Genomic DNA, 13,082 nt, shown 5'->3' with positions numbered 1-13,082 from the left:
ACAGCTTTCAAACAGTCACACTTTTGACATAGTCATGTGCGGGCCATATAACTCGACTTTTTCCATCTAGATCAATCACAAACGGCACCACCCAGAGCCTTAATTCATCCGTAAAATCAAAACTGTACTCAATAGGCTTGGTGAAACTCTCATGTGCTGGGTAAATCAAGTAAAGATCACCAACACCATTTAAATACTTATGCCCATAGGCGAACATTTGATATAAGTCGGATTGGGAAAGACCATAATGATGTGCTTCTAGGTCTAAGATCTTCCACTTTGTATCTAGAACAATCATCGAATCGTCAGGCTTGGAAATGAGTAAATCAGGTTGAAGTTGAAATTGTTCTTGTTCATTGTGTCTAACTAAATGCTCAGAACGAGCTTGAGTCGTAAGCTCTTCGTTATCAGAAAGTTCTGCTCTAAGCACCGATGCGACATAACTCTCAAATACTGCTTCCATTGGAAACAACAGAGATCGTGACCGACTTTCACCTTTCATGCTCAAAGGAGAAAAACCGTCTAAGATCAACTTCGCCCAAGAAATTGGCTCTTGATAGTCCAACATACTTCGATCCAGCTTGAGTGCCATTAAATCGTGTTTGACTGATTTCGATAAAGGGACCTCAGAAAATGCGAACTGGAGCTCTCTTAATAATCGTTGATTCGATGGTGAGCGAGTATATGCTACTAGTTTATTTAATGCAGTAGCAATCAAACGGTTAGCTGGTCGATTGATGAGATATTCATCATACTCAACATAAAACTTATGTTTATTGACTATGTTATGCCTGACTTGATTGTTCACCTGCAACTTTCCTCTGTGAAAGCACAAGTTATCAACTTGCGTTACATAGTCACTTTTAATGCCTCGTTTTACTAATCGGTTAACCGATTGCAAAAACTGTTCAATGAAAATCTCAAGCAAAGGCATACGTTTAGTGGCAATAAGAGCTTGATTCGTTACAAGATAACGAAAAGCACCTAAATGTTGCAGCATCATCAACAGCATCTGGCTAGACTCGATTATTGCTGTTTCACGGTCGGCAGCCTTGCGACCTGTTTTCGGCAACACTTCAATATGCTCACCTGTAGGTGTAAATAATACACCTACGTAGTTTTTCACTTGAATGAGCTCATATCCATAGCGCTTCGTTAAGCCTAAACACTTACTGGTTTCTGATTCGTTAGCGCTCAAACACACTTCTTTTAAATACTCGAAAGCACTTTTTGAAATAAGCTCTGCGCCTAATTCATCACGAGCCGATTTATCGAAGCTCAAATAGCCATATTCAAATACGGTTGTATGCATGGTTACTGCTCTGTCACCATTTGACGGCTCGATTCAAACTCTTGGTTTTCGTCCGAAGTTTTAGAGCCTTTTGAGTAGATGCCTATATAGGATTCAGCATCACACCAAACCTCGTCCGCCTTATCTACCAACGTATATTTCACAACAGATTGTCCATACAGATCGAGATTGTGTTTAACACCAAACAAAGCATTAAGCTCTTGGTTTTCCTGAACATGTTCTTTTATAAACTGTTTTTCTAGTGGTTTTTGATTATCAGCAAGTACTAAACGAATTTTGTTCCAATCCTCAAAGAAGTACTCTTCCAATAAAGGAATGATCTTATTCTGGAATACCGACTGAAGCTCAGTAAATGCCAACTCTTCCTTATCTTTATCAACGAGCGCCTTCTACGGCATTAAGAACGCATGACCAAGCGTATGTTCACGATCATAGAGGATTTCAATACGTTGATTCAGAACCTCTAGTAAACGCTGTAAATCAATGCCTTTCACTACTGCACTCTCAAGTAACTCAGGTTTTGGCATCATTTCTACGAAGTCAAAGCGACGACGAAGCGCGGTATCCATCATGGCTAGTGAACGATCAGCAGTGTTCATCGTACCGATAATGTATAAATTATCTGGCACCGAAAATGGCTTACCAGAATATGGCAGTGTTAGCTCTAAAGCTTCTTCTTGGCCTTTACGCTTAGAAGGCTCAATCAAGGTAATCAACTCACCAAATACTTTTGAGATATTGCCTCGATTAATTTCATCGATAACTAATACATAGTTTTGTCGTTTGCTGTCTGCTTGCGAATAGCTCTTTAGCTTAACACCCGATTTCTCGAGAACCTCATAGAGCTCAATTGAAGTAAATCGTGTTAGCTCATAACAAGTCTTTAGCGTTAGTCGAGTATTGTCATTTAGCTCGTACAAGTTCACATCCAATCCTATTGCTAACCAATCAATCGGCATAACATGACAAAAATCTAAACGGTCTTCGACGCCTTCTTCACGGAACTGATAATCACCGGACACCACACCAACCGCTTGAATTGACCATTGTCCCTTTACACAAACCACAATGTCGCCTTCAGCCATGCGATTGGAAAACTCCATAATCGATGACTTGGCTAGAGCTCCCAAACTTTCAAAGTAATCTTGCTCTTCGGCACTGCGCTCTTCCGAAGACATATCACCCGTATCACCCCAGCCAATTGCTGCTAGATTATTTTCAAAACAATAATCACGAACTCGACTCGATTTAACGCCATCAATAGAAAGCTTCCAGATCTTCGCACTTGGCTTCAGCGTTGCTGGCTGGTTAATCGCACTTGCTGTCGCATCTTGGCAAATCTGTTTAAAAATTCCCGACTGAATTGGATACTCAATCTGATTATCTTGGTTAGAAACCGCTCGCAAACCTTCAACAAACTCTTCATAGCCATAGCTCTGGTGAAAAGTGACAAACCGGATGCGCTTGTCGCTAACAAGGCGATCATACTCAGCTTTTAGCTCTTCCCGGCTATGCCAACTAAAGCTTGGCTCTGCAGCTTTCACTGCGGCTTCGATCGTGTGATATGTTTTACCCGTACCAGGAGGACCATAAAGAATGGAGTTGAGTGAGTTACAAGGCTGTTTCAACTTATTGGTGGGTTCTTTCATTACATATTTATTAGTTTCTTCATTTATCTTGTTTTCACTTTCAACCCATACAATCCCATCAAGTAATGCTAGGTAATTGCTCGCTGGAACGCCGACACTTTCACTAAAAAGTTCGTTTTTATGCAATTCTGGCAACAACCGATTCCAATAACTCTCAGTGTCTTTCACCTGTTTTACTTCCAATGCTTTGCATATTGGTTCAAGTGCTTTGGCGGCCGAAGAAACAAAAGTGTCTGGACGAGTTATAGTTAATATCCGAGTAAACAATACGAGGGGAAACTTAGAACAACCTGAAGCCTCAATACCTTGCTTAAATAGCGAAACTAAGTTTTCGTATTGCGGAGTTGTTACTACCCCAGTTCTAGGAATTGCAGCGAAAAAATCATCTAAAAATTGGTATTTAGAAGCAATGACACTTCTGACCTCACCATTTCCACCAGGTGCTCCAAAAAGATTTACATCAAATTCATACGGATTATTTTTATTGCTATTTTGACCAAGAAACAAACTACGTTCTGGAGCAGTCATCTGTGATAGTTTTTTATTAGTTTGAAACAGAGAAGCCGCCATTTCTAACATCTGTAGTCGATGTCGATAATATCTATCGTTTTGCTCGAGTAATTGCTGAAACTCCGCTCGATTACGTTGTTCTAAAATAAACTTAAGTTCCATGCAACTCTCCTTAACAATATTCATTTTATTTAATAAGGCGGCTTACTACGTGCCAACCACATAATAAGCCTATCATTTCATATCGATTATATCTTTGACCTAACACCAACAGTGAGTTAGTGATAAAAGATTTACCAACTAGCTTAATTAAAAATTATCCATGAGAGCGGTTAAAGTTTGACAGGAGAACATGAGTTTTATTCGATAACGATTCAATGGCACTTTCTTGCTTTTCAGTAAAGACATCAAGCTTGAACAAACGACGTAACCACTGGTAAAAACGGCTCCACCTTCCTTTCGGATGAATCAACGTCATTAGCGTTTGGGCTTCAAAAACGTAATTATCACAGAGGGTGCGCATTCGTTCTGTATAAACTATAACCTCGGTTTGCTGCTCATTCGCTGATACAAGAAGTTGCTCTAACTCAGGGAAAGCATCTTTAAGCTCTTGAGTTGCTTGTTCAAGCTGCTCTGCTTTTTCGTACGCTTTTTTGGTCGCAAAAAAGATCATAGGTGCAGCGACAATTCCACCCAGCACCATCATTCCGCCTGACATACCTGCGCCACCCGCAGCTAATGCGCCACCACCAAACCAAGCTAAAGTCGCGTTGGTTGCTGCAGCCCCCGAAAGTGTGGCGATTGCTGTATCGGTTGAAGCGCTGCCAATGATAGACACTAATCCCCATGCACCTACTGCGGCGGTACCACCTAACACGCCACCAAAACCCACGCTTAGCGCACTCGAATAACTGGAATGGAACTTACTCATTTGATTGACGAGAAGTTCAGGCCTGTCGAACTTCAGCGCATCCAGTTTGTATGTGGTAGTAAGGATTTTTTCAACACTCACTAAAGTCTGCTGTACAGCGGATATTGACTGCCCAAGATCAGATAAATCCGATTCAATCTGAAGCTTACAATCACTGATTAAACCGTGAAGATGCTGATAATATTTATATTCGTGTTCATAAAGATCACGTTGGTGTTCTAACTCGCTTGCACCACCAAGCGTGACAACATTGCTAAGAATGCTGCCACATGTACGAAATATACCCAATTTATAGACTCAAAAATAACAATGACATTTATTGAAACAAGGCCACGCAGACTCACCAAGCATTATTAACTAGGCTAAGAGACTCTAGCGATTGCCCTGATAAAAGAAGCTGTACGTCAGTGATTTTCGCACAGACGCAAATTACGCCCTATTTGCAACACATATTATTTGCTTATAAAAAATCTAAATGATGGCGGAAACAATTACTTATTGTGGTTCTCTAACCTGTTTTCCAGACTGCGCTTACGCTCAGCTAACTCGATCTCTCGCATTAGCCGATCAATTTCTTGATTGGTGTCTTTTTCAATTTTGTTAGCACGATATAAATTAGCGAAAATTTGGCACAGTGTTAGGATGAGAGAAAAAATACCCCCTACTAATGACACAACTGTTTTACCCAACTCAAAAATAGCTTTAAACATTTAAAACTCTCAGATAACAAACACTAAAAAGGGGCTTTCGCCCCTTTATTAAAACAACAAAGTAAAGCTTAGAACTTATACACTTTTTGCGGCTCTTTTTTTGGCCGCCTCTGCCTTTTTCGCTGTCTTAGCAAGTGCTTCGGCTTCTTTGCGAGCGGCGGAGATGCGCTCTAGCAGTTTATCAGCTGGCTCATCGTTTGGATCTTGCGCCACCAGCTCACCACGGAAAGCTTTTGCCAAGATGCTTTGGGTTAGGTTATCTACCCTCGCCTGCGCTTTTTTCACTTGCGCTTCGACGGTGTCAGCGAAGGCGAAGTATTGGTCAACTAGGCGAACGATTTCTTTTTGTTCGGTAAGTGGTGCAAATGGAACAGCTAAAACTCTCATATCACGTAGATGCAAATTTTTTATTGCTGTTCCAACTACTCGACTCGAAACGTCAATGCTATTTACCCAGTGCATCAAAGCAATATTTATAAACTCCATGTTTACTTTTTTAGAGGCTGGTTTGATCAACGCAACACTTACAAACAAATCGAATATTTCATCAGTTTTGATGATAGCCGTTCGACCAATAGTGCCACTTTTAGTTACCAATAAATCGCCTTTTTCTGGATTGCATCGTGGATGAATTTCGTCATGTGTTTCTAACGAAACATACTTACAATTATCAAAGTAGATTTTACCTCCCTTTATGTCTTTAACTGACATAAAGGGAACACCTTCGTCTACGTACTCTGGCTTGTGATGAACACCATCTACAATTTTTGAAGATAAGGAGTCCAACGATACCCACTTCCAATCTTCTGGAATCGGGTATTCCTCGTTTTTTAGATGCTCCTGAGGTACTTGCATTCGCTTAGTAACGAGTGTTTTTCTACTCTCGATTATGCTTTCTACTTCTTGTTGTGGACAACCGCTTTCATTGTCTTTACGCCATTCTTCCGTCAACTTACCCGACACCGCAGAAGCGAGTACCGATTGGCGGAAGCGTTTTAGTAATGCTGGAATGCCATCTAAGCGGGCTTTGATGGTGTCGACCTGAGCCAATACCTCATCGAGTTTTTCGACGATGCGTTTTTGTTCGGCTAGTGGGGCTAGAGGATAAGGAATACTTTCTAGGTTCTTTTTAGTAAGCTTCGGTTGCGCGGAGCCTGTAACCCACGATTCTAAAGAAAGAGAATTGAAATACTTTTCTAAATATAAATTTGGGCTGTCTGCAAGGCATCTTAATGTATGAGCATGATTGTTTACCCAATACCTCCCATTGGCAATGAAAGCCAATGGTTTAGACTTAGATAAAAGGTTGGCACCATCTTCACCAATAAGAACATACTCGCCTTCATGAGTATAGCTATTTAAATAGTCTATGACCCCAGTTGCCCCATAGTAAGGAAAGTCACCTTGACAGCCTGCTCGCTCTTTTAATGAAATAGGTTTACGCAGACCATTTTCGATCAAACATGCTTCACCGATCGTACTTCCTACCCACCCTTTCGGCAATTCACTCATTACTCTGCCTCCGGCTTTTCAGCCAAACCAAAGGCTTCTGCCACAAGCTGTTTTTGCCCTTCAGCGACATCATCCGCCCCTAGCGCTTGCATCAGCTGGTAAATCTCTGCCATCGCTTCGGTCAGTTCTGCCATTGCTTCGCCTGCCAGCAACTCTGGCGCAGGCAGGTTTTCTACGCTGGTCGCTTCTAGGTCTTTGAGCCATGAAATATCTAAGCTATCGCCTTTTTGATCACGGATATATTCGCGGCTGAACTTGCGGAAGCGAGCGTTTTCAATGATGTGTTCTACAGAGTCTTCCCCTTCAGCAAAGATGTTGCCGAGAGTTTCATAAACCCCCTCTTCACGAGCTGATTGACCGTTTTTATCCGCGCCATAAGCGTTCACAAATACATCAAAGTGTTTTTCAGTTAACGGGCGACGTTTACCAAAGGTGTTCATGTTGGTTCGCATATCGAATACCCATGTATCGACGGTGCAGCCTTTATCTTGGTGTGGGTTTTCTGACGTGCCTTTTTGGAAAAACAAGACGTTGGTTTTTACCCCAGCCGCATAGAAAATGCCGGTTGGCAAACGCAAAATGGTGTGCAGGTTACATTTGTCCATCAAATCACGTCGAATGTCTGTGCCCTTGCCGCCTTCAAACAAGACGTTATCTGGGATCACCACGGCTGCACGACCGCCAGGCTCTAGGGCATCATAAATATGCTGCATAAAACAAAGCTGTTTGTTGCCCGTTGGGTGGACAAAGGTGCGAGTAATGTTGGTGCTGGCTGCGCTGCCAAATGGCGGATTGGTTAAAATCACATCCGCTTTTGGCAAGTTTTCACCTGCGCTGCCCAGGGTGTTGCCTAAACGGATCGCCCCTTCGTTGTCATCGCCTTCAATATCGTGTAGTAGGCAGTTCATCAGCGCAAGGCGGCGCGTTTCTGGTACTAGCTCTAAGCCAACAAAAGCTTTTTTCATTTGAAAAGTTTGGTCATCATTGCTCAAATCTTCCAAATCGTTGGTGTTGGCTTTGATGTATTTGTCCGCTTCAATCAAAAAGCCTGCTGTACCTGCCGCCGGATCTTGAATAATCTCACGCGGCTGTGGCTGCATCACTTTGATGATGGTGCTGATAAGCGAGCGCGGCGTAAAGTATTGACCTGCGCCTGATTTAGTTTCGTTGGCATTTTTTTGTAATAAGCCTTCGTACATGTCGCCGAAGTCATCACGGCTTTTACCTGCATCGCCGTCGTACCAATCTAGGCTGTCCATATTGGCAACCAGTTCAGTCAACTGTGCAGGTTGCGTAATGGTGGTATTCACGTTTTGGAAAATCGCACGAACAATGGCGTGTTCATCGGCGCCAAGCTGTACCAACATATTGCGGTAAAACTGGTGCTGATCTTGACCAATTTTGGCTTTCAGGTTCGCCCAACGAAAATCCTCTGGTAGCAACTCGTCTTCTTGCCCTGTCTCTTCACACATTTTTAAAAACAGTAAAGACGCTAGCTCGTTAACGTAGTTTTGGTAAGACACCCCGCCATCACGCAGGTTGTCACACAGTTTCCAAAGTTTGGCGACCAGATCGTTATTGTTCATTTGATTCTCTTCACTAGTATTCCGTTCCTGCTGCACATCTTTAACCACAGCAGGAAATCATGGATAAGGATTAGGGTTATTGTAATGGGCTAGGCGCGCTCATCCCACATATATTCGTTGAACTCAGCGAGTATGATGTCTAATTCATCATTAAATACGTTCATAAGCTTACGTTTTCCGCCTTTGCGCTTGTAGTTATCGGTTTTAAAGGTGTCATCATCCAGTACCACTTTCTCTTTAATTGAGCTAGCTAGACGTTCTAACCAATTGACTTGCTCATCATTCCAATCATTGGCTTTGAGAATACGTGCCAATGCGAGATCAACTCGTTGTTCAAATGGCATGAGCGCATCGCCAATCGAGGCGCGGCGAATATGACCAATCAGTTTGGCAGCAATATCTTGGTTTTTGGCGACGTTCCACGCATGGCGCAAGGTAGCATCATTGTAGTTTTGTGCATCAAACCATTCTTGAAGCTCAATCAACCCTTTGCGAGTTAAATCCCTAGGGCGGTTGATAATGATATCCAGCGCTTCTTGTTGGTTGACCGACACATCCACCAGCTGATCAAACGCTTCTAAGAAATCATCGGCGCTGTCATGGTCACCCCATACTTGGCTGACCCCAGTGACAGCATCCGGCAAATCGGTAAAAATCGGCATGTCCCGCAGCGCGTTGATCTCGGTTTTCAATTGCTCAAAACGGCTAATGAGGTTGGTGGCCTTATTAAATACTTCTGCCGACCATTTTGGCCCTTTCTCTTTGAGTTTTTTAGCTAAACCTAAGAAGTCACACCCTGCTGTTTCGGTACAGATTTCATCAAAACGTTTGATGTGCGCTTCAATGTCTTTGGATTTATCACGGTTAAACTGAGCATGACCAATGATGCGTTGCAGCTTAGCAACCAATTGTTCGTGGCTATGCTCAGCAAAACTACGGCCGTCCGCTTCGATGGTTTTGTAAGTTTCCGAATCGGTAATTTCATTGACTAGTGTTTCTAAATCAACACTTGGGCGCACCACGACTGGGCGCATGGTGTCGACACTTTGCAGGGTTGAATACAAATCCACGGCATCGAAAATACGGAAAGACGTTTTGCCTACTTCTGGACAAAGACGCGTCGCTCGCCCTTTCATTTGCTCGTACAAAATTCGGCTTTTCACTTTACGCATAAACACCAAGTTACAAATACTCGGAATGTCGATACCCGTGGTAAGCAAATCAACGGTGACCACGATGTTGGGTAAGCGTTCTTTCTTAAAGCGCGTGATCATGGATTGGACTTTGGTGGCGTCTTTGTCTGAATCCCCAGTGATTTTGATGATCGCATCATGTTCTAGCTGCGGATATTTGGCTTTAAACGCAGTGCGTAACTCTTCCACCACCATGTCTGCGTGGGTATTGTTGACACAAAAGACCAAGGTTTTTTGTGGGCTGGTTGGGTCAATCGCGAAATCTTGGTTGTTCGCCAGCTCTTCACAAATCACTTTATTGAAATTGGAGGCGATTAGTGCGCGGTTAAAATCAGCGACTTCAAAGCCTTGTTCATCAACTAAGGTATCGTTAACCAGTTCGCCTTGGTTGGACAAACGCTGCACTTCAGCACCTTGTGAAAGGTAAACGCCACCTTCGCTCAATTGCGTCACAATACGGATTGGTGGCTCTTGGTCGGTAAGGTAGCCATCAATCACAGCTTTACGATAACTGTAGCGATACACGGGCTGTTTTTTCTCACCACCGAAAATATCAATGGTGTGCAGCGCAGGTGTCGCGGTTAAGGCAATTTTAACCGCATCGAAGTGATCGATAATGCGGCGATAAGAAGAGATAAAATCCAGTTCGTTGCGGAACTTCTCTTCCCCTTCGGTCTGTTCTTTATCAAGAATATAGCCACGGTGCGCCTCATCAACGATGATGCAATCATAGCGACCAACTGGCATCACCTCATCACTCTGTAAGGTACGCTTCACCAGTGATTGTACCGTTGCTACGTGGATCTTGGTGCTGTCTTCCGGGAAGCGGTCAGTCAGCCCTTTAACGTTGAAGATGCTATTGAAGGTATCGCCTTTGATGTTGGTATCTTCAAACGAATCTAACGCTTGCTTGCCTAACGAGGTTCTATCGACCAAAAATAGGATGCGTTTAAAGCGTTGAGATTGGATCAAACGGTACATCAAAGCAATCGCTGTGCGGGTTTTGCCTGTTCCGGTTGCCATGGCAAGTAAGATATCTTGCTGACCAGACACAATGGCTTTTTCAACCGCTTGAACCGCTTCTTCTTGATAGTAACGTAACCCAAGGTCGCTCATATCTGCGTTGTCACGAAACCAACGGTTATTAAGTTGGTTGTCGCTTTCTAGCTTGGCGATCAGTTCTTCTGGGCGATGCCATTCTGGTAGCGCTTTGGTCATGTTGGTTGGGTGGCGAACATCACGGCACCAAATACCACTTTTGGTTTTCACCGCCGCACGATAGTCACGCCCATTGGCTGAGTAGCAAAACGGAATTTTATACGGCGTAGTTGACGATGAATCCGACCATGTCGGCACATAAGCGGGTAGTGATTCGGCTATTAAGTCTAATGACTGCGGATCATTGGCTGCATCTTGCAATTCACTGCGCAGAAAATCATGATCAAAACATTGGCTATAGCGGTAAGATTCGCTCAGTTTAGCTGCGACATCTTTATTGGCTTTTTTAGCTTCAATCACGCCGATAGGTTTGAGACCAACAAACAGAACGTAGTCTGCATACCCTAGCTTTCCAGTTTCATCTTTTCCTGTTGGTCATTCCGCAATCGCCATATTGCGACCCACTTGTGGACGAGTACCTTTCGAGAATTTTAGATTTTCGCTGTCTGCATCCCAACCCGCTTTGCACAGTTGGCGATCAATCAGGTAGCGGGTTTCGCTTTCGCTCAGATCTAGCGTTCGTGAAGCAGCTTGATCAAGCATTTGCTTCTTATAAGCTTTGCGTTCAACTTCGGTTTTCTTCGCTAGCTCTGCGTCTTTTTCTTTTAGTTGGGCTTCTAGCGCTTCAATGCGTTGCTGTGTTTGCTCTTGGGTTTCATCTTTGTTGCTCTCAAGAATTGAGATGTAACCTGTTAACGCGATGAGCTTGGCATTTTGCGCCGCGACTTCTGCTTTAGTTTGCGTTTCCGTTTGATATGCAGAAGCAAGCTGCGCTTTTAGCGAGAGAATTTCTTGTTCAAACTTGTCGCTATTTTCCGAGCTTGGCAATACAAAAACTGGCACGGCAAAATCGTAGTCTTTGGTGACCAGACGGTAGTACCAAACCGCAATACGAAATGCCAAGCGCAGACACATAGCGGCATCTTCAAGGTCGTTATGGTATTCATGCACTGCTTGGTTGCCAATTTGACGCAACTGGTGGAAGACTTTGAGAATATTGTCATCGACAAACGGAACTTTGGCTAATTCTCGTAGCAAGTCATGCTGATTATCTGGCGTTTCAATATCCAGAATTTTCGCAAGATGTTTAGCGGTTGATTCGCCGAAAACACGCACCTTGAACAAAGTCGTGTTGGGATCATCCGGGTAGTTCTTTTCTGCCGCTCGTGCGATCGAAAATAAGAAGTCGTTAACGCCTTTTAGAAATTCAAAATTGGACGTTGCCATTCGCTGCTCCGTTTGCATACAAATTCTGACCATTAAACTAACGTTACCAAACCGTCACTATCCGCCAGCGTGATGCTGTAGTGCTGATCGTTTCCTACTGCTCTGGATTGTATTTCCAGTTTATCAGCGGTTTGGATTGGTAGGGCTTTTCTAAGCTTACTATTTATTGTAGAGCACACGGGTTGAAGAAAACTTCGCTCCATGCCCTTTAATGATGTGTAGTCACCAATTTTAAAGTCTTCGGGCGTCGTATTAAAGGTGTTGAATATACGCGGATCGGTCGCCACCTCACAATAATGAGCCAGAAAGCTAATACTATGCTCGGTCTCTTCTTCAAAATAGCGATCAACCAACAAGCCGTTGCCCCCCTTATCTAGCAACCAGACGTAAAATGCCATCTCTTTTGCGGTGAGCTTAATATCAATCCCTAGTGTTGATATTAACTTGGCTGAGGTGTCAAGCACGACGTTGATCTGCTGTTTATGACCCGCATTGAGCATACCTACGGTTTGGCTGAATGATAGGTTAGCTAAAGAAGCAATTAAGCTTGGTTCAATAGAGGCTCTCATACGCACAAATGGAATTTCCGCTAGCGTGACCGTCGCTTTGCTCAGATCAATATCCCCTTGTCCGTATTTCCCCGTTACCCACTTAGGGGCTTTGGTTGGATACCAAAAGTCGCGCACAAACTCGTATTGATCATCAACAAAGACATGGCTTAGTGTGTCTTGCTCTCGCCCGAAGATGGACATGGCGTAGCCAAAGTAAAATGCCATAGTTTTGCGCCCACCCGCTAACGAAGCATGAATGCTGACATTTTCATCTTGAGTGAGTTCATAAACCTTGCGAGTGATAAAGTTCGCCATGGAGGTTTGGTCTTCTATCGACTTAGCATCATCAATGTATTCACCCTGTTCGTCTTCAATCAGCCAAATGTGGCTTTGATCAAATTTGAAATCTGGTAGTTGGTACTCTTCTTTAAGTGCATTTAAGTGACCATCTCGAAATAAGCCGTTGGTTAACGTTTCTAGGCTGCTTTGGGTGGTTATAACGTACACTTCCTCTGGAAATGTTCGCCCACTTTGATGGAGGGCGAACAAGGTTTCTGTCAGCACTTGCGGGCTTGCGCCAGTTGTAGATAGGAGGATGTTTTTCATAGAGTAATCTGAGATGAGTTGGGATGATTCTAACGCTAATATACTGAATGAATTGATATTACATGACTTACGCTTAT

The 13,082-nt window shown here is 43.4% G+C and carries 6 protein-coding genes and 2 pseudogenes; all 8 read right to left on the bottom strand.

Annotated features, from left to right (window positions below; genetic code table 11):
- Positions 1–7: 7 nt before the first annotated feature.
- The 8 genes and pseudogenes from Q7674_RS13610 to csm6 all read right to left on the bottom strand — a co-directional run bounded on the left by Q7674_RS13610 (position 8) and on the right by csm6 (position 13,005).
- A complete protein-coding gene (locus tag Q7674_RS13610; protein WP_045063457.1) occupies positions 8–1,312 on the bottom strand; it encodes an McrC family protein in 1,305 nt (434 codons plus the stop codon).
- Positions 1,313–1,314: 2 nt separating this feature from the next.
- A pseudogene (locus Q7674_RS21915) lies at positions 1,315–3,489 on the bottom strand (DUF8426 domain-containing protein).
- Between the two features lie 298 nt (positions 3,490–3,787).
- Positions 3,788–4,690 carry a hypothetical protein gene (locus Q7674_RS13600; RefSeq protein ID WP_305424006.1) on the bottom strand — a complete coding sequence of 301 codons (903 nt, stop codon included), beginning with the start codon at positions 4,688–4,690 and terminating at the stop codon, positions 3,788–3,790.
- A 203-nt stretch (positions 4,691–4,893) separates the two neighbouring features.
- Positions 4,894–5,112, bottom strand: coding sequence for a hypothetical protein (locus tag Q7674_RS13595; RefSeq protein ID WP_045063451.1), 219 nt, complete (start codon positions 5,110–5,112; stop codon positions 4,894–4,896).
- A gap of 75 nt (positions 5,113–5,187) precedes the next feature.
- Complete coding sequence (locus tag Q7674_RS13590; protein WP_045063449.1) at positions 5,188–6,624, bottom strand: restriction endonuclease subunit S; 1,437 nt, start codon at positions 6,622–6,624, stop codon at positions 5,188–5,190.
- Positions 6,624–8,210, bottom strand: a complete 1,587-nt coding sequence (locus Q7674_RS13585; RefSeq protein WP_045063447.1) for an N-6 DNA methylase — start codon at positions 8,208–8,210, stop codon at positions 6,624–6,626. The genes Q7674_RS13590 and Q7674_RS13585 overlap by 1 nt, the downstream gene beginning before the upstream one ends.
- Positions 8,211–8,299: 89 nt before the next feature.
- Positions 8,300–11,848 (bottom strand): annotated as a pseudogene (hsdR, locus tag Q7674_RS13580) (type I restriction-modification system endonuclease).
- Positions 11,849–11,880: 32 nt separating this feature from the next.
- Entirely contained in the window at positions 11,881–13,005 is a 1,125-nt protein-coding gene (gene csm6 / locus Q7674_RS13570; RefSeq protein ID WP_045063444.1) for a CRISPR-associated ring nuclease Csm6, read from the bottom strand.
- Positions 13,006–13,082 lie beyond the last annotated feature (77 nt).

It is taken from the genome of Photobacterium leiognathi, assembly GCF_030685535.1.
GTDB lineage: Bacteria > Pseudomonadota > Gammaproteobacteria > Enterobacterales > Vibrionaceae > Photobacterium > Photobacterium leiognathi.
The sequence above is the reverse complement of the archived record's forward strand: the minus strand, read 5'-3'. Positions and strand labels throughout refer to the sequence as shown.

Coding starts and splice junctions, on each gene's coding strand:
- Q7674_RS13585 (WP_045063447.1), bottom strand. CDS start 8,210: ATGAACAATAACGATCTGGTCGCCAAACTTTGGAAACTGTGTGACAAC.
- Q7674_RS13590 (WP_045063449.1), bottom strand. CDS start 6,624: ATGAGTGAATTGCCGAAAGGGTGGGTAGGAAGTACGATCGGTGAAGCA.
- Q7674_RS13610 (WP_045063457.1), bottom strand. CDS start 1,312: ATGCATACAACCGTATTTGAATATGGCTATTTGAGCTTCGATAAATCG.
- Q7674_RS13595 (WP_045063451.1), bottom strand. CDS start 5,112: ATGTTTAAAGCTATTTTTGAGTTGGGTAAAACAGTTGTGTCATTAGTA.
- csm6 (WP_045063444.1), bottom strand. CDS start 13,005: ATGAAAAACATCCTCCTATCTACAACTGGCGCAAGCCCGCAAGTGCTG.